Origin of the sequence: Micromonospora sp. NPDC047557 (assembly GCF_043205095.1) — a bacterium.
Lineage (GTDB): Bacteria > Actinomycetota > Actinomycetes > Mycobacteriales > Micromonosporaceae > Micromonospora.
In genome coordinates this window covers 179,843-197,865 of record NZ_JBIDDK010000007.1, presented here as the reverse complement: position 1 = coordinate 197,865, position 18,023 = coordinate 179,843, and the positions used below count along the sequence as shown (strand labels likewise).

14 protein-coding genes are annotated in these 18,023 nt (G+C 71.1%); 10 read left to right on the top strand and 4 right to left on the bottom strand.

What is annotated here, in order from left to right; all coding sequences use genetic code 11:
* Nucleotides 1-142 precede the first annotated feature (142 nt).
* The gene (locus tag ACGGAQ_RS18860) at nt 143-868 is read left to right on the top strand and encodes a methyltransferase domain-containing protein (RefSeq protein WP_393050859.1); all 726 of its coding nucleotides are present in this window, start codon (nt 143-145) and stop codon (nt 866-868) included.
* On the opposite strand, the gene ACGGAQ_RS18855 is transcribed toward ACGGAQ_RS18860, so the two are convergent.
* On the bottom strand, nt 865-1,872 hold the full coding sequence (locus ACGGAQ_RS18855; protein WP_393050856.1) for a LacI family DNA-binding transcriptional regulator: 1,008 nt from the start codon (nt 1,870-1,872) through the stop codon (nt 865-867). The two genes, ACGGAQ_RS18860 and ACGGAQ_RS18855, sit on opposite strands and share 4 nt — an antisense overlap.
* 145 nt (nt 1,873-2,017) lie before the next feature.
* Between ACGGAQ_RS18855 and ACGGAQ_RS18850 the strand changes: the two genes are divergently transcribed.
* Genes ACGGAQ_RS18850 through ACGGAQ_RS18830 form a run of 5 tightly spaced genes read left to right on the top strand, consistent with a single transcriptional unit; the run spans nt 2,018 to nt 7,786 of the window.
* The gene (locus tag ACGGAQ_RS18850) at nt 2,018-3,532 is read left to right on the top strand and encodes an alpha-N-arabinofuranosidase (RefSeq protein WP_393050853.1); all 1,515 of its coding nucleotides are present in this window, start codon (nt 2,018-2,020) and stop codon (nt 3,530-3,532) included.
* A 60-nt stretch (nt 3,533-3,592) separates the two neighbouring features.
* Nucleotides 3,593-4,924, top strand: a complete 1,332-nt coding sequence (locus ACGGAQ_RS18845; RefSeq protein ID WP_393050851.1) for an ABC transporter substrate-binding protein — start codon at nt 3,593-3,595, stop codon at nt 4,922-4,924.
* A gap of 6 nt (nt 4,925-4,930) precedes the next feature.
* Complete coding sequence (locus tag ACGGAQ_RS18840) at nt 4,931-5,896, top strand: carbohydrate ABC transporter permease (RefSeq protein WP_393050848.1); 966 nt, start codon at nt 4,931-4,933, stop codon at nt 5,894-5,896.
* 10 nt (nt 5,897-5,906) lie between these two features.
* On the top strand, nt 5,907-6,764 hold the full coding sequence (locus ACGGAQ_RS18835) for a carbohydrate ABC transporter permease (protein ID WP_393050845.1): 858 nt from the start codon (nt 5,907-5,909) through the stop codon (nt 6,762-6,764).
* Nucleotides 6,761-7,786 carry a glycoside hydrolase family 43 protein gene (locus tag ACGGAQ_RS18830; protein ID WP_393050842.1) on the top strand — a complete coding sequence of 342 codons (1,026 nt, stop codon included), beginning with the start codon at nt 6,761-6,763 and terminating at the stop codon, nt 7,784-7,786. Before ACGGAQ_RS18835 ends, ACGGAQ_RS18830 begins: the two co-directional genes overlap by 4 nt.
* 44 nt (nt 7,787-7,830) lie before the next feature.
* Here the strand turns inward: ACGGAQ_RS18830 and ACGGAQ_RS18825 are convergent, their stop codons facing one another.
* A complete protein-coding gene (locus tag ACGGAQ_RS18825; RefSeq protein WP_393050840.1) occupies nt 7,831-9,327 on the bottom strand; it encodes an amino acid permease in 1,497 nt (498 codons plus the stop codon).
* A 319-nt stretch (nt 9,328-9,646) separates the two neighbouring features.
* On the opposite strand from ACGGAQ_RS18825, the gene ACGGAQ_RS18820 reads away from it, so the two are divergent.
* A complete protein-coding gene (locus tag ACGGAQ_RS18820; protein ID WP_393050837.1) occupies nt 9,647-11,305 on the top strand; it encodes a glycoside hydrolase family 10 protein in 1,659 nt (552 codons plus the stop codon).
* A gap of 178 nt (nt 11,306-11,483) precedes the next feature.
* Nucleotides 11,484-12,020: a phospholipase gene (locus ACGGAQ_RS18815; RefSeq protein ID WP_393050834.1), complete on the top strand. Its 537-nt coding sequence runs from the start codon at nt 11,484-11,486 to the stop codon at nt 12,018-12,020.
* 105 nt (nt 12,021-12,125) lie between these two features.
* Here ACGGAQ_RS18815 and ACGGAQ_RS18810 read toward each other — a convergent pair whose 3' ends face one another.
* Both ACGGAQ_RS18810 and ACGGAQ_RS18805 read right to left on the bottom strand, forming a co-directional pair.
* Nucleotides 12,126-14,969, bottom strand: coding sequence for an ATP-binding protein (locus tag ACGGAQ_RS18810; RefSeq protein WP_393050831.1), 2,844 nt, complete (start codon nt 14,967-14,969; stop codon nt 12,126-12,128).
* A gap of 153 nt (nt 14,970-15,122) precedes the next feature.
* Entirely contained in the window at nt 15,123-15,335 is a 213-nt protein-coding gene (locus ACGGAQ_RS18805; protein WP_354854477.1) for a zinc ribbon domain-containing protein, read from the bottom strand.
* Nucleotides 15,336-15,391: 56 nt separating this feature from the next.
* Here ACGGAQ_RS18805 and ACGGAQ_RS18800 point away from each other — a divergent pair, with 56 nt between their 5' ends.
* Complete coding sequence (locus ACGGAQ_RS18800; RefSeq protein ID WP_393051127.1) at nt 15,392-16,870, top strand: lytic murein transglycosylase; 1,479 nt, start codon at nt 15,392-15,394, stop codon at nt 16,868-16,870.
* Nucleotides 16,871-16,942: 72 nt separating this feature from the next.
* On the top strand, nt 16,943-17,959 hold the full coding sequence (locus ACGGAQ_RS18795; RefSeq protein WP_393051124.1) for a GNAT family N-acetyltransferase: 1,017 nt from the start codon (nt 16,943-16,945) through the stop codon (nt 17,957-17,959).
* Nucleotides 17,960-18,023: the final 64 nt, after the last annotated feature.

Sequence of the window (18,023 nt, the reverse complement as noted above, 5' to 3'; positions counted from 1 at the left end):
TATACCTGTGAGTCATATTTATGACTCACAGGTATACCGCTCATCTCGACGTTGCCTCCGACGCTGCGACACGCCCATCCGCCTCGCGGTTCCGGGCATGCCCGGCGTGAATGCGGGTAACGCGCGGCGGGAGGTGGCCCGAATGGTCGCTTTGGCACAGACTCCGCCCTCGGCCGACCGGCTGCGGTTGATCGACGAATCCCTCGCGCAGGCGTGGGCGGACCAGGCTCGGCACGACGACCGGCTGCGCGCTCTGGCGGTCGAGGTGCGGTTCGACCGGGGAGTCGCCCATCTCACCGGGGAGGTGGCCGAGCCGGCCGAGCTGCGGCTGGTACGGGACCTGGTGGGACGGCTGGCCGGCGTCTACGGCGTCTGGTGCCGGGTCGGCGTCGGCGGTCGGGCGCCGGTGGTGGTGGACCTCGGTTGCGGTCCGACCAAGCAGTGGTCGGGCAACCTGGGGTTGGACATCTACCCGGCGCCGGGGGTGGACGCGGTCGCGGATCTGTCCGGCTCGCTGCCGCTCGCCGACAATTCGGTGGACGTCCTCTTCGCGGTGCACATCCTGGAGCACCTGATCGACTTTCTGCCGCTGGTGGACGAGTGCCATCGGGTCCTCCGTCCGGGTGGCGTGCTGCACGTGATGAGCCCCTGGTGGGGTCACGTGAACGCGGTTGCCGACCCGACGCACGTCCGGCTGATGGACGTGCAGACGTTCAAGGGGATCTGCCAGCTCCGGCCGCCGGGCACCCCGCGGTGGTACCCGCTGCACGCGGGCTGCGACGGCGCCTCGATCTTCGCCGACCTGACTCCCCTCCCCCCAGAGGCCGACCCGGCACCCCGATCCCACCTGGCCCGCTTCTTCGACTAGGGATTCCGGGTGGATTCGCGGATCTCCAGGCGGTACGGGGCGGAGAGCTCCTTTGCCGGGGCGGCGCGGTCGCCGTCCAGGCGGTGGGCCAGGAGTTCGACGGCCAGGTGGGCGATCCGCTCCTTGTCCGGGGCGACCGTGCTCAGTGTCGGGATCGAGAACCGGCCGTCCTCGATGTCGTCGAAGCCGACCACCGCCACGTCCTCGGGCACCCGCAGGTCGGCCTCGTGCAGGGCGCGCAGGGCGCCCAGGGCGAGCGTGTCGTTGAAGCAGAAGACGGCGTCGGGGCGTACCCCCGCGGTGAGCAGGCCGCGCATCGCGGCCGCGCCGTCGGCGCGGTGCCAGGCCGGCGCGGGCGCCACGAGGGCTTCGTCGTAGGCCAGGCCGGCAGCGCGCAGTGCCTCGGCGTAGCCGGCCAGGCGCAGGCGGGCGCTGGCGCCCTCGTCGGTGCGCTGCGAGCCGATCGCCGCGATCCGGCGGCGGCCGAGCTGGATCAGGTGGTCGGTGATCTCGCGGGCCGCGGTCACATTGTCGATCACGACGCGGTCGGCGGGGCCGTGGTCGACCCGCTCGCCGAGCAGCACCATCGGGGTGCCGTCCAGACCGGCCAGGTCCTCGGCGGTGAGCGCCAGCGGGCTGAAGATCAGCCCGTCGATCAGGTGGTCGGTGATGCCGGAGGCGACCACCCGTTCCTGCTCGCGCCGGCCCCCGGTCTGATCGATGAGCACCGTCCAGCCGTAGTCGGCGGCGGCAGTGACCACGTGGCGGGCGAGTTCCGCGAAGTACGGGATGTCCAGTTCCGGCACCGCCAGGGCGATCACCCCGGTACGTCCCTTGCGCAGGTGGCGGGCGGAGAGGTTGGGCCGGTAGTTCAGTTCGGCGATGGCCTCCTCGACCCGGGCGCGGGTGTCCGGACGTACGTGCACGTAGCCGTTCACCACGTTGGAGACGGTCTTCACCGAGACGCCCGCCCGTTCGGCCACGTCCTTGAGCCTGTTTCGCACGCCGCAACCTCCCCGATGTAACCCAGCGCACCATACCTCGTCATCAGCTCTTTACAACGTTGCCTACAACGTTGTAGAAACGAGGGACGCCGGGTGGGCGTGACTGCGGTCACCCGGTTCCGGCACTGAGGAAAGGTGGCATCCCTTGCGGACCGCGCAGCTCACGATCGACCCGGCCTTCTCGATCGGGCCGGCCGACCGACGTCTCTTCGGCTCGTTCGTCGAGCACATGGGGCGGTGCGTCTACGGCGGCATCTACGAGCCCGGCCACCCCAACGCCGACTCCCGCGGCCTGCGCCGCGACGTGCTGGACCTGACCCGCGAGCTGGGCGTCTCGGTGGTCCGCTACCCGGGCGGCAACTTCGTCTCCGGCTACCGCTGGGAGGACGGCGTCGGCCCGGTCGGTGACCGGCCGCGCCGGCTCGACCTGGCGTGGAAGACGATCGAGACCAACGCCTTCGGGCTGGACGAGTTCATGACCTGGGCCGCCGAGGCCGGCGTCGAGCCGATGATGGCGGTCAACCTGGGCACCCGGGGCGTACAGGAGGCGCTCGACCTGCTGGAGTACGCGAACCACCCGGGCGGCACCGAGCTGTCCGACCTGCGGCGCAAGCACGGCGCGGAGGACCCGTACGGCGTGCAGCTGTGGTGCCTGGGCAATGAAATGGACGGTCCGTGGCAGGTCGGCCACAAGACCGCCGACGAGTACGGGCGGCTGGCTGCCGAGGCGGCCCGCGCGATGAAGATGATCGACCCGTCGATCAGCCTGGTCGCCTGCGGCAGCTCCAACCGGCGGATGCCCACGTTCGCCGCGTGGGAGGCGACCGTGCTGGAGCACACCTACGAGCACGTCGACTACATCTCGGCGCACACCTACTACGACCCGTCCGACGGCGACCAGGCCAGCATCCTGGCGTCGGCCGTCGACATGGACAACTTCATCACCGAGGTCGTGGCGACCGCCGACCACGTGGCCGCCAAGCAGCGGCAGAAGCGCAAGCTGAAGATCTCGTTCGACGAGTGGAACGTCTGGTACGAGTCCCGCCTCCAGGCCGACCTGGACCGGCGTGGCTGGGTCGAGGCGCCCGCGCTGATCGAGGACGACTTCACGGCGGTGGACGCGGTGGTGGTCGGCGACCTGCTGATCACCCTGCTCCGGCACGCCGACCGGGTCGGGGTCGCCGCTCAGGCCCAGTTGGCCAACGTGATCGCGCCGATCCGTACCCGCAACGGCGGCCCGGCCTGGCGGCAGAGCATCTTCCACCCGTTCGCGCTGACCGCCCGGTACGCCCGGGGCACCGTGCTGCGCACCGAGCCGGTGTCGCCGCGCTACGACACGAAGAAGTACGGGGACGTGCCGGTGCTCGACACGGTCGCCGTGCACGACGAGGAGACCGGCGAACTGACCGTCTTCGCGGTCAACCGCGGCTCCGAGGACCTCCCCCTCGACCTGGACCTGCGCGGACTGCCGGGTATGTCCGGTCTGTCTTTCCAGAGCATCGCTGCCGGGTCCGACCCGTCGGCGACGAACACCGAGGCCGAGCCCGACCGGGTGACGCCGCGGGAACTGCCCACCCCCACCCCCGACGGCGGCCGGTGCACCGTGCGCCTGCCCGCCGTGTCGTGGAGCGTGCTGCGCTTCGGCCCGACCGGCGTCTGACGTCGTAACGGTTCTGAGCAGGCACAATTCATCCCGTCCCCCTCCAAGGAGAGATACAGCATGATCCAGAACGACATGAGCCGGCGGCGCCTGCTCGGCCTCGGTCTCGGAATCGGTGCCGCGGCCTCGCTGACCCTCGCCGGCTGCGGCGGCGGCGACGACAGCACCTCCGGGCCGGCCGCCGGTAACGGCGGCAAGGAGTACACCGGCCCGAAGGTCGACCTGAAGCTGTGGAACGGGTTCACCGGCGGCGACGGCGACATCTTCAAGGCGCTGGTCAACCAGTTCAACACCGAGCACAAGAACATCGCGGTGTCGGTGGCCACGTACCAGTGGGAGGACTACTACAACAAGCTCCCCGGTGCGGCCTCCAGCGGCAACGGCCCGGACATCGCGGTCATGCACATGGACCAGCTCGCCACCTTCGCCGCCCGTGGCGTGATCACCGAGCTGGACGACGTGGCCAAGAACCTGGAGCTCTCCGAGGGCGACTTCGCCCCGACCGTCTGGAAGGGCGGGATCTACAACAACAAGCGGTACGGCATCCCGCTGGACATGCACCCGCTGGGCTTCTACTACAACAAGGCCGTCATGCAGAAGGCCGGCCTCGACCCGAACAAGCCGCCGACGACGAAGGACGACTACACGGCGGCCCTGGTTGAGCTGAAGAAGGCCGGTGTGCAGGGCTTCTGGGTCAGCCCGTTCCAGTTCACCGGCGGCATGACGTTCTACTCGCTGCTCAACCAGTGGGGCGCCACCCTCTTCGACGCCGAGGTGGCCAAGGCGACGTTCAACTCCGACCCGGCGATCGAGGCGTGCACCTGGCTGGTCGACCAGATCAAGCAGGGCTACTCGCCGGCCAACGTCGGACAGGACGCCGACTACCTGGCGTTCAAGAGCGGCAAGAACGCCTTCACCTGGAACGGCATCTGGCAGATCAACGACCTCAAGAAGAGCCCCGAGGTCCAGTGGGGCGTCGCCCCGCTCCCCCAGATCGGCAGCAAGCCGTCGGCCTGGGCCAACTCGCACAACTTCACGATCGTGAAGCAGCGTGCCAACGACGCCAACAAGGTCTCCGGGGCGAAGGTCTTCATCAACTGGCTGAGCCAGCACTCGCTGGACTGGGCCAAGGGCGGGCAGATCCCGGCCCGCAAGGAGGTCCGTGAGGGCGCCGAGTTCAAGGCCCTGCCGGAGATCTCGTCGCTCGCTCCCGAGCTGGAGTACGCGGCCTTCCCGCCGGCGGCCCCGGGTCTGGGCGAGGTCATGACGACCTTCTACAACTCGTTCAACGAGGCCGCGCTGGGCAAGAAGTCGCCCAAGCAGGCGCTCGACGACGGCGTGTCCAAGGCCAACAAGCAGCTTGAGGACAACCGCAAGAAGTACGGGAGCTGATAACCCGTGGCGGACGTGATCGAGGTCGGGGCGGCGCGCGGTGACGCGCCGCCCCCGGCGGCCAACGCAGCCCGCCGGGGCGCCTCGGCGCGCCGGACCGGACGGGCGACGCCATACCTGTTCCTCGCCCCGTACCTGGTCCTGTTCGGGGTCTTCGGCCTGCTGCCGATCATCCTCGGCCTCTGGCTGAGCGTGCACCAGTGGGACTTCCAGCTGCCCAACCGGCCCTTCGTCGGGTTGGACAACTACAAGGAGCTGTTCTCCAGCGACTCCGCCGTCTACGGCGACTGGTGGGAGAGCGTCCGGGCCACCGCAATCTTCACGGTGCTGTCGGTGCCGCTGCTGGTGGTCGTACCCCTCGGGCTGGCGCTGCTGTTGAACCGCTCCTTTCCGGGCCGCACCTTCTTCCGGGCGATCTACTTCGCCCCGTACGTGCTGGGCGTGGCGGTGATCGGCCTGCTCTGGCGGTTCCTGCTCGACGCCAACCTGGGCCTGGTAAACCGGCTCCTCGGAGTCGTCGGCCTGCCGTCGGACACCCCGTGGGTGACCAACATGCCGTGGGCGTGGATCTCCCTGGTCGGGGTGACCGTCTGGTGGACCTCCGGCTTCAACGCGGTGATCTACCTGGCCGGTCTGCAGGACATCTCGCCGGAGCTGTACGAGGCGGCCCGGATGGACGGCGCCAACGCGTGGCAGCGGTTCCGCAACGTCACCCTGCCCGGGCTGCGGCCGGTGCTGCTCTTCGTGATCACCACGACGGTGCTCGCCTCGGCGAACATGTTCGGCCAGTCGTTCCTGATCACCCAGGGAGCGCCGGGCACGGAGACCCGCACGGTGGTGTGGTTCATCGTCGAGGAGGGCCTGCGCAACAACAACGCCGGTCGAGCCGCCGCGATGAGCATCGTGTTCGCGCTGCTGCTGGCGGTCGTGAGCATCGCCAACTTCCGCCTCTTCCGCTACAAGGAAGACTGAGGGGACCGCCATGACGACGCCCACGCCGACCACCAACGGTTCCGCCTCCGGGCTGCGCCGGGTCGTCTTCTACGCCACTCTGGTCGCGCTCACCCTGATCTTCCTGACCCCGCTGGTGTGGATGGTCATCACCTCGCTGAAGACCTACACCGCCGCCCAGCAGATCCCGCCGAGCTGGCTGCCGAACCCGCTGGCGGGGTACGGCTACGAGCAGATCATCAACAACTCGGCGAACCCGGTGCTGCGCTGGTTCCTCAACAGCATGGTGGCCGCCACGCTGCACTCGCTGCTGGTGCTGGTGACGGCCTCGATGGCCGCGTACTCCCTGGCCCGGCTGCGGTTCCGCGGACGCGGGGTGACCTTCGCGTTGATCGTCGGGACGCTGTTCATCCCGCCGACCTCGCTGATCATCCCGAACTTCCTGATCGTCGACCAGCTCAACTGGATCGACACCCTCGCCGTGGTGGTGGTGCCCGGCGCGGCCAGCGCGTTCGGGGTGTTCTTCCTGCGGCAGTTCTTCCTGTCGCTGCCGAACGAGCTGGAGGAGGCCGCCACCCTCGACGGCGCCAACCAGTGGCAGATCTTCTTCAAGGTGGTGCTGCCGCTGTCCAAGCCGGCGCTGGCCACCCTGGCCGTGCTGTCGTTCCTGACCAACTGGAACGACTTCCTGTGGCCGATCTTCGTGCTGTTCAGCCCGGAGAAGTTGACGCTGCCTCCGGGCCTGGGTCTGCTCCAGGGCTCGTACGTCACCGACTACCCGGTGATCATGGCGGGCGCGGTGCTGGCGAGTCTGCCGGTGCTGATCCTGTTCGTGCTGGCGCAGCGGCACATCATCCAGGGCGTCTCCCGCAGCGGTTTGAAGGGATGACGCGGGCGACAACCCGGCGAGTCGGCGCGGCGGCGATCACCCTCGCCGCCGCGCTGCTCGTCACGGGCTGCACGGGCGACAGCGAACCCACCCCCACGAGCAGCGGGAGCGACCCGAACATGTTCACCAACCCGGTCGTACGGGCCGACGCGCCGGACCCGCAGGCCATCCAGGTCGGCGACACCTGGTACCTGTTCTCCACCAACGCGCAGGGCCGCAACGTCCCCGTGCGCACCTCGACGAACCTGGTCGACTGGACCGAGGCCGGGGACGCCCTGCCGGCACTGCCGGCCTGGGCGGACCCCGGCAAGACCTGGGCCCCGGAGGCGATCCAGCTCGCACCGGACCGGTTCCTGCTCTACTACACCGTCGCCGGCCGCGAGGCCGGACGGCAGTGCATCGGGCGGGCGGTGGCCAGCGCGCCGCAGGGGCCGTACTCCGACGACGCGACCGGCCCGCTGATCTGCCAGGCCGAGTTGGGCGGGGCGATCGACGCCAGCCCGTACCGGGACACCGACGGCAGCCTCTGGCTGCTGTGGAAGAACGACGGCAACGCCATCGGGGTGGACACCTGGCTCTGGTCGCAGCGCCTCGCCGACGACGGCCTGACCCTCGTCGGGGAGCCGACGAAGCTGCTCAAGCAGACCGAGCCGTGGGAGGGCACCCTGATCGAGGGGCCGTTCTTCCACCGCCAGGACGACCGGCTGCTGCTGTTCTTCGCCGCCAACGCCTATGACCGGGCCGAGTACGCGGAGGGCTACGCGGTCTGCGAGAGCCCGACCGGCCCGTGCGTGAAGGCCGCCGAGAACCCGATCCTGAAGAGCAACGAGGCCGCCTCCGGCCCGGGCCACGCCTCGATGGTGGTCAAGGACGGCCGCACCTGGCTGCTGTACCACGCCTGGCCTCCGGGCCAGGAGGGCAGCACCGATCCCGGCCGTCAGGTGTGGCTCGACGAGGTGACCTGGGTCGACGGCAAGCCGGTCGTCAAGGGTCCGACGGCTACGCCGCAATCTCGCCCCTGAGTTGAACGTGCGGAGGGGCCTCGGCCCCTCCGCACGCACATCGGTCAGGCGCTCGGTTCGCGCGGTGCCGGGGCGACGGCGGGTTCCTGCCGGGCCAGCCGGTTGCGGCGATAGCCGTAGCCGAAGTAGATGACCGCCCCGAGCAGCATCCAGGCCAGGAACCGCAGCCAGGTCTCCACCGACAGGTTGAGCATCAGGTAGAAGCAGGCCAGCGCCGAGACGACCGGCAGCACCGGGGAGAACGGCACCCGGAACGGCCGCTCCAGGTCGGGGCGCTTGCGGCGCAGGATCGGCACCGCGATCGAGACCAGCACGAACGCGCAGAGCGCGCCGATGCTGACCAGGTCGGCCAGGGCGGAAAGCGGCAGGAAGCCGGCCAGCAGCGCGACCGCCACCGTCATGATCGCCGAAATCCGGTACGGGGTGCCCCAGCGCGGGTGCACGGCCGCGATCGAGGGCGGGATCAGGCCGTCCCGGGCGATGGCGAAGCCGATCCGGCCCATCGCCACCAGGTCGACCAGGATGACGCTGGTCAGGCCGGCAACCGCGGCGATGGAGACGAGCGTCGCCGCCCAGCCGGCGCCCACCGACTCGAACGCCGAGGCGATCGGGGCGCCCCGGTCGATCTCGGTGTACGGCACCATGCCGACGACCACCAGCGAGACGCCGATGTAGAGCACGGTGGAGATCAGCAGCGTGCCGAGCAGGCCCAGGGTGAGGTCCCGCTTGGGCTTGCGCGTCTCCTCGCCCAGGTTGGCCACGGCCTCGAAGCCGGTGTACGCGAAGAAGACCACCGCGGCGGCGCTGAGCACCCCCACGAAGCCGAAGACCGACGGCTCCAACCCGAACAGCGCCTGCGTCACCGGCTGCTTGATGCCATCGTCGCCACTGCCGGCGGGCTCGGCCGGCGGGATGAACGGGGTGAGGTTGGCGGCCTTGACGAAGAACAGGCCGGCGACCACCACGAAGACGCAGATCGCCACCTTGACCAGCACCAGCAGGTTGGTGATCCGGGCGGACTCCCGGATGCCGACGATCGCCACGATGCCGAGGATCAGCACGATGGCGATCGCGCCGATGTTGACCGTGCTGCCCTCCTCGCCAAACCACCGGGTCGGCAGGTCGAGCAGCTCGGCGAGGTAGCCCGACCAGCCGCGGGCCACCACCGCCGCGCCGAGCGCGAACTCCAGCAGCAGGTCCCACCCGATGATCCAGGCGACGATCTCGCCCATCGTGGCGTACGCGTAGGTGTAGGCGCTGCCGGCCGTCGGCACGCTGGAGGCCAGTTCGGCGTAGCAGAGGGCGGCGAGCAGGGCGACCACGCCGGCGATGGCGAAGGAGATCACCACGCCCGGACCGGCGCTGTCGCGGGCCTCGATCCCGGTGAGCGTGAAGATGCCCGTGCCGATCACGATGCCGATGCCGAAGCCGGTGAGGTCGATCGCGCCGAGCCGCCGCTTGAGCCCCAGTCGGCCGTCGGTGCCGTCGGCGTCGCCCTGGGCTATGACGTCCTTGATTGGTTTGGTTCGCAGCACGGACACCGCGCTCACCCCTCCCACCGTGCGACCACCACCATGGCGGCCGGTGACCGGCGTTGCTACCCACCCCGGATCCCGGCCAACCGCCACGGATCATGCCGATCAGGTCACGACGCGGCGTGCGACCCCGGTCACTGCCCGCAATCGGGCGCTCGGCGCGAATCGTCCGATCCGGTGACCGGGGAATCGATCAGGCGCGGCCCCTTGCGGGACCGTGCCGAGTGTGAAAATTTCCTTCCAGCGGCACATTGCTCACGGCGAATCTTGCCGGGGTGCCGCGAGAACCCCCTGACACGGGAGCCCCAACGAAGGGACACACCGCATGAAGGCACCTCGACTCGGAGCGGCCGGGCTGGTCGCAGCCCTGCTCGGCACGCTTGTCGCCGCCACCCCCGCGCACCCCGCGAGCGCCGCGACCGATGCCGCCACCACCACCTGCGTCACCGACCCGGCCACGCCGAAACGACAGTTCCGGGCGATGTGGATCTCGTCGGTGGTCAACATCGACTGGCCCAGCAAGGCGTCCCAGACCAGCCCGGACCGGATCGCGGCCCAGCAGGCCGAGTATCGGGGACTGCTCGACCTCGCCGAACGGCTGCACCACAACGCCGTCGTGGTGCAGGTCCGACCGACCGCCGACGCGCTCTGGCCCTCGCCGTACGAGCCGTGGTCGGAGTACCTGACCGGCGTACGCGGTCAGGACCCGGGCTGGGACCCCCTGGCCTTCCTGGTCGACGAGTCGCACAAGCGCAACCTGGAGTTCCACGCCTGGTTCAACCCGTACCGCGTCTCCATGCCGGCCCCCGGCGGCGCCGGCGCCGACCGCAACCTGCTCGCCCCCGGCCACCCGGCCCGGGCGCACCCCGACTGGACCTTCGCCTACCCGCCGGCCGGCGTGGCAGGCAGCCGGCTCTACTACAACCCCGGCATTCCCGAGGTCCGCGAGTTCGTCCAGACCGCGATGATGGACGCGGTCAAGCGGTACGACATCGACGGCGTGCACTTCGACGACTACTTCTACCCCTACCCCAGCGGCACCTACCAGGTGCCCGACGATGCCGCCTTCGCGGCGTACAACCGGGGCTTCACGGACCGGGCGGACTGGCGGCGGGACAACATCAATCTGCTGATCCAGGAGATGAACGGCAAGATCAAGGCGGCGAAGCCGTGGGTGAAGTTCGGCGTCAGCCCGTTCGGCATCTGGCGTAACAAGAGCGCCGACCCGCTCGGCTCGGACACCACCGGCAGCCAGTCGTACGACATCATCTCCGCCGACACCCGCAAGTGGGTCAAGCAGGAGTGGATCGACTACGTGGTGCCGCAGCTCTACTGGTACATCGGCCAGTACCCGGCGGCCGACTACGCGCGCCTGGTCCCGTGGTGGGCCGAGACCGTGCGCGGCACCCGTGTCCAGCTCTACATCGGCCAGGCCGACTACAAGAGCGGCGACCCGGCGTACGGGCCGTACTGGCAGAACCCGCGTGAGCTGTCCGACCACCTGACGCTCAACCGGTCGTACCCCGAGGTGCAGGGCAACGTGCACTTCTCGGCCGTCCAGGTGCGGGCCAACCGGCTCGGCGCCACCGACATCTACGCGGCCGAGCACTACTCCCGCCCGGCCCTCGTACCGGCCATGCCGCACCTGCCGGCGAAGCCGTTGCTTTTCCCGGTGGTCACCAGGGTCGCCCGGGAGGCCGACGGGGTGCGGCTGACCTGGCGCCAGCCCGCCGACGGCGTGGGCCCGCTGGGCAGGGCCACCTCGTACGCGATCTACCGGTTCGACGGCACCACGCTGCCCGGTCGGTGCGCCACGGCGGACGCCACGCACCTGGTCGACACCGTCCGGGCCACCCCCGGCGGCACCCAGTCCTGGGTGGACACGTCGGCCGAGCCCGGCCGGCGCTACACCTACCGGGTGACGGCGTTGGACCGTATCGCCAACGAGAGCCCGGCCAGCCCGCCGGCGTTCCTGCTGCACTGACCCGTTCCGCGCAATGCCCCGGGTGCCTCGCGCACCCGGGGCATTCGTCTGTTTGAACGTATGTCACCAATAGTTGGCGCCGCACATACCGCCCAGTTGATCAGCTGATCGACACTCATCGACATCCGGTAACCCGCCGGTAACTTCCGTCCCACCGCTCACCCCGCGGAGGTAAACCGTGCCCCGACGTCTCGCCACCCTGTTCGCCTCGGGCGCGCTAGCGCTGCTCGCCACCCTCGCCGTCGCCTCCCCCGCCGCCGCCGTCACCCCCGCGGAGCGGCTGTCCGTGCTGTCGAGCTGGACGCAGACCAGCGCGTCCAGCTACAACTCCTGGAACAGCGCCCGCGTCAACCGGGCCCCCTGGGCCGAGTACAACTTCGACTGGTCCACCGACTACTGCTCGTCCAGCCCGGACAACCCGCTCGGGTTCACCTTCAACCTGAGCTGCTACCGACACGACTTCGGCTACCGCAACTACAAGGCGGTCGGCCAGTTCTCCGCCAACAAGTCCCGCCTGGACAGCGCCTTCTACGAGGATCTGAAGCGGGTCTGCGCCACGTACAACACCGTCGTTCGCCCGGCCTGCTACAGCCTGGCCTGGACGTACTACCAGGCGGTCCACATCTTCGGCTCGGTGGCCGCCGTCCAGCAGGCCGACATCGACCGAGCCGCCCGCATGAAGGCCCAAGCCGAAGCCAAGGCCGCAACCCACTAACCCCACCCACCCCATCCTCCCACCCACCCCGTCGCGGTGATCATGAAGTTATTGCCCGTCCGCCCGGCGTGTCGCGGCAATAACTTCATGATCAACAAGGAGGGGTCAGGCGCGTTCCGTTCGGGTTGCGGGGTGGCGGTTGGGGTCGGCGGGGCGCGGGGGCGGCGCGTGTTGGGACAGGTCGGTGCTGAAGCGGGTCGAATCCGCCGCCAGGTCCGGGTGTTCCACGTCGAGCGCCAGCGCGACGGCCTCGTCCAGGCCCATCTCGGCACCCTCCCCGTACGCGTCGTCGAACGCCGCGTCACCCGCCATCGCCCGCAGCTCCGCCTGCTGGTCGGCCCAGTAACCGCCGTAGATACCCGGCGTCGCTCGCATGCTCGCCCGGGTGGCCTGGGCCGCCCCGAACAGCCGCGCGGCCGTCAACCGGTCTCCACCCAGAGCGCAGCGCACCGCGATCGCGTTGAGCGTGTCGCAGGCCCGGCCGTGGTAGCCGTGGCCCATCCGTGAGCGCAGCGCCACCAGCAGGTGCTCGTGCGCGGCGATCACGTCGCCCCGGGCCAGCGCGACCATCCCGAGCAGCATGTCCACCGAACGCCGGCCCCGCTCGACCGGCCGGGCGGCCTCCACCGGACGCGCCGCGCCCAGCAGCTCCGCCGCCTCCTCCAGCGCGCCGCGCCGCCACAGCAGCTCGGCCAGGCTGAACACCGCGAACAGCGCCTCGCCGACCACGTCCTGCCCGTGGGCCCAGTCGATGACCTCCCGACAGACCCGCTCGGCCTCGAAGAACTGGCCCATGTCCACCAATGGCGCGGCCCGTCCGGCGAGCACCCGGGCCAGCAGCCCGGCGTCGCCGGCCTGTCGGGCGGCCGCCTCCGCCCGCTGCGAGTAGCGCAGCTCCTCGGCGAACTCGCCGTCGGCGCCGGCGTGCAGCGAGTGCATGTGGTACGCCGCCGCCAGCTCGGCGTCCGGGATCCGCTCGCCGGTCTCGGCGATCCGTCCGTACAGCCGGAACAGCCAGAGTCGACCCTCCCGGGCCAGCCCGCGCTCGCGCCACCACTGGTCCAGCCCACCGGCCAGACGGAGACCGGCACGGGCGCTGCCGCCGGTGGCGCACCAGCGCAGCGCGGCCCGCAGCTCGTCGGCCAGCGGGTCGAGGGTGTAGAGCGACAACGTCACCGGCCGGCCGTCCGGCCCGAGGTGGGCCCGCTCCAGCGCGTGCGCCGACCAGGCCACGTGCCGGTCCCGGGCAGCCTGCTCCTCACCCGCCTCGGCCAGCCGCCGTGCCGCGTACGCCCGAATCGGGTCGAGCATCCGGTACGAACTGCCGGCGGCGCGCGGCTCGGCCAACACCATCGACTTGTCCACCAGCACCGACAGTGGATCCAGCGGGTCGTCGCCCAGCAGCCACTCCACCGTCGGCAGATCCACCGGCCCCGCGAAGACCGCCAGCCAGCGCAACAGCCGCGCGGCCCGGGGCCCCAACGTGCGGTACGACCAGGTGACGGTCGCCTGCATGGTCAGGTGCCGTTCGGTGGCCGAGCGCTGCACGGCCCTGCTCGCCGGGGTGGGCGGCGGTGTCCCGATCGCCGCGGCCACCAGGTCCACGGTGTCCTGCTGGTTGCCGGACCAGCCCCGCTCCACCGGCGGTGGATCCGGATCCTCCCGGCCGGCGTCCAGCGTGCCGAGGACGTCGTCCAACCGCTCGGCCAGCTGACCCACGGAGAGCACCCGCAGCCGGGCGGCCGCCAACTCGATGGCGAGAGGCAGCCCGTCCAGCCGCTGCACCACCCGGCGCAGGTCGGCCGACTCGGACGGGTCGGGCCGCCGGCCGCCACGGGCCGCCGCCGTACGGTCCAGCAGCAGTGCGACGGCGTCGCTCTCCGCGCCGTCCGGGTGGGGATCGACCGAGAGCGGAGGGATCCGCCACACCACCTCGCCGGGCAGGCTGAACGACTCGCGGCTGGTCGCCAGCACCCGCACGCCGCCCCCGCCGGAGAGCAGCCGCGAGATGACCTCGCCGCAGGCGGCCGGTTGCGTGTCGCAGGTGTCCAGCACGACAAGCATCCGGCGGGCGGCCGCGTACTCCACGAGGGTGTCCAGCATCGGTCGGCCCGGCTCGGGCCGCAGCCCGAGCACCGCGGCGATGGCGAACGCCACCAACCCCGGGTCGGTCACCGCGGCGATGTCGACGAACCAGACCCCGTCCGGGTACGCCTCGACGACGCCACCGGCCAACTCCACGGCGAGCCGGGTCTTCCCCGCGCCGCCCGCGCCCAGCACGGTGACCAGGCGGTGCCGCTCCACCAACCGGCCCAGCTCGGCCCGCTCGACCTCCCGCCCGACGAACGAGGTCACCTGGGTCGGCAGGTTGTGCGCCACCGCGTCGGCGGTGCGGGGGCGGGGGAACTGCCGTTCCAGGCCGGGCGCTACCAGTTGGAACAACCGCTCCCGGTCGTCGAAGCCACGCAGCCGGTGCAGGCCCAGGTCCAGCAGGGTGGCGCCCGGGGGCAGCGGATCGGCCCGACGGGCCGTGGACGCCGAACAGAGCACCTGTCCGCCGTGCGCGGCCGCGGCCACCCGGGCGGCCCGGTGCACCTCGGGGCTCGCGTACTCCCCGTCGCGGGGCTCGGCGTAACCGGTGTGCAAGCCCATCCGGACCCGGGGCGCGGCCTCCTCGGTGGGCCAGTCGTGGCTCGCCAACGCCCGCTGGGCGGTCAGGCAGGCGGTCAGCGCCGCCGCCGCGTCGTCGAAGGCCAGGAAGAACGAGTCGCCCTCGGTCAGCAACTCCGCGCCACCGGTGGCGGCCAGGGTGCGACGCAGCAACCGGCGATGCTCGGCGAGCACCGGGCGGTAGTCCGCGCCGAGCAGTTGGGCCAGCCGGGTCGAGCCCTCGATGTCGGTGAACACGAAGGTCACCCAACCGCTCGGGAGCTGGATCCGTGGCGACATGCGTGGAACCTCCGCCCGTGACGTCGGGTTCATGCTGCCTGACTCCGAGCGGTCACGCATCGTGAGAACGGCCGGGCACGTGCCGCCTCAAGGTGCCACTCGAACCCGCTCCCGGCAAGGCCAGCCCACCGGCCGGTCACCGGAACGCCCGGCTCAGCAGCCGCAGGCACCCCCGCAGCAGCCACCGCCACCAGCGGGAGCTTGCGCGCCACCAGCGCCCCGACCGGTGACCGACACCGCCGAGAGCAGCTTGACCGTGTCGACATGGCCCTGCGGGCAGGTGGCCGGCGCGCCGGCCTCCGCCATCGGGCGGTTGACCTCGAAAGTGTCGCCGCAAGCGCGGCAGCGGAACTCGTACCGGGGCATGGCCATCAGGGTACGTGGGCCTGACGGTCGCCGGGGACATGAGTGATACTCGACGGGTGGTGGACGGCGAGGACAAGACGCGTGTGCAACCGCTTCGGCCGGCCGCGCCGCTGGACGGGCCGCTGGCCGAGTCGGGCGCCGCTCCGGAGCCGGTGCCCGCGGCCGTGCCCCGTCCCCGCCGGCCCTGGTTCAGCGGCCGCACGACCGACGCGAAGGCCACGACCCCCGCGACGCCCGTGACCGCACCCCTACCCCCGAGCGTCGATGCCGCGACCGGTGACCAGTTGGGGGACACCGCCACCGGCGACCTCACCGCGGCGAAGCCCACTTCGGACACCACCGCCGCCGACGCCGACGTTCCAGCCGCCGCCCCAACCGCCGACACCGACGCCGCCAAAGCCGACAGCGCCGACGCGGAGGCCGACGACGCGAAGACAGACGCCGCGAAGGCCGACGGCGGGGCAGCCACGGTCGCGGCGGGTGCCACCGCCACCGACCTGACGGCGACCAAGGTGGACGGTGTCGCAGTGGTGCCGACGCCCGAGCGCGGCCGCCGGCGGCGGGTGCCGTTCGCGCACGCCGTACGCGTGCCACCGCCACGTCAGGCCGCGGTGACCGCCGCCCGGGCGACCCGCGCCTGGGCCCGCCGACCCAGCGGTCGACTCACGGTCCCGGGGGTCTTCCTGCTGGTCCTGGTGGCCGCGACCGCCGCGGCGGGTGCGTTGCTCGTCCCGGCGACCATCCGTGGGTCCCGACCGGTGGCGGCCGACGTCACAGCCGCGCCGACCGTGGCCGTGCCGCCGGCGGTGCCGCTCGACCCGCGTCCCACCGGCCCTCTGCCCACCGGCCCGCTGCCCACCGGCCCGCTGCCCACCGGGCCGATGCCGACCGCTCCGCTCCCCACCGGAGCCTTCCCGACCGGCGGCATGCCGACCGGGCCCGCCGTCGGTCCGACCGGCGGCCGTCCGTCGGACTCCCTGGCCGCCTGGGCGCAGCAGGTCGGGGCCAAGGTCAACATTCCGGCGACCGCAATGCAGGCGTACGGGTACGCCGAGGTGGTGCTCGCCCAGACCAACCGCAGCTGCGCGCTGAGCTGGACGACGTTGGCCGCGATCGGCCAGGTCGAGTCCGGGCACGGCTCGGCCAACGGCGCGCGGTTGGGGACGGACGGCAAGGCGCTGCCCCAGATCATCGGGCTGCCGCTGGACGGGAACGGCGGCCGGATGCGGATCATCGACACCGACCACGGTTCCCTGGACAAGGACAGCACGTTCGACCGGGCGATCGGGCCGATGCAGTTCATCCCGACGACCTGGCAGGAGATCGGCGCGGACGCCGACGCCGACGGCGTCAAGGATCCGCACGACCTGGATGACGCCGCTCTGGCGGCCGGCAACTACCTGTGCAAGGGCGGCCGCAACCTGAGCATTCCGGGCGACTGGTGGAACGCGATCCTGTCGTACAACGACGTGCGCCGGTACGCCCAGGCCGTTTACAACACCGCTGACCGGTACGGACGGGCCAGCCGTACGTGATGTGATCGTCCGCGTACATTGGAGAACTGGACACTTCCCCCGAGCAGCCGTTAGCGGCAAGCTAGACGGGTGATGGTGCGCGAGTGGGACCCCAGGACCGCGTCGTCCGCCGAGATCGCGTCGCTGCTGACAACGTTGAACGCGGTGCTGGCGGCCGATCTCCCGCAGGATCCGCCGTGGCGGGAGACCTCCCTGCGGGAGTATCTCGGCGAGGTGATGCCCGGTGAGCGGCGGATCTCCTGGCTCGCCCAGGCCGAGCCGAGCGCTCCGGGCGAGGTCGGCACCGTCCTCGGGCAGGTCCACGTGCTGCTCCTCGGCGACATCGGGGTGCTGGAGGTGCTGGTGCACCCCTCTGCCCGACGCAACGGCCTGGGCCGTGAGCTGGTGCTGCGCGCCGCCCGCCGCGTCTACCAGGAGGGTTTCCAGTCGATCGGGGTCGAGGTCGTCGGCGACACGCCGGCGGTGGGCTTCTACGAGTCGCTCGGCTTCACCCGGGAGTACGTGGAGACGCGCAGCGTGCTCGACCTGACCTCGGTGGACTGGGCCGAGCTGGCCGAGATGGCCATCGGGATCGGTGCGGGCTACCACCTGGAGTTCTACCCCGGTGGGCCACCGGACGACCTGATCGAGTCGTACGCGCGGGCCAAGGCCGAGGTGCGCGACGTCGACGACGGCGAGTTGCGTCCCAGCTCGTACGACCCGGAGCGGCTGCGGGACAGCCTGGACACCCTGCACCGGCGGGGCATGAAGCCGTACATCGTCCTGGCCCAGCACGAGCAGAGTGGCGAGGTGGCCGGCTTGACCGAGGTCGTGGTGCCGGCGCAGCACCCGACCCGCGCCGACCAGTACGACACGATCGTCGCGCAGGACCACCGGGGTTACGGCATCGACCGGGCGATCAAGGCGCGGATGCTGCTGGAGCTGCGCTCCGCCGAGCCGGAGCTGGCCGAGGTGCAGACCTGGAACGCCCAGGCGAACGAGGCGATGCTCAAGGTCAACGCGGAGCTGGGCTACCGGCCCGACCGGGACTGGTGCGAATACAGCGTCGACGTCGCCGAACTGGTGCACCGCCTCGACCAGCCGCGCTGAGGAATTCACGAAAGTGTCCACTAGGGGATGGACGGTGGACAGTGGGGCACCTTAACGTGCGTTG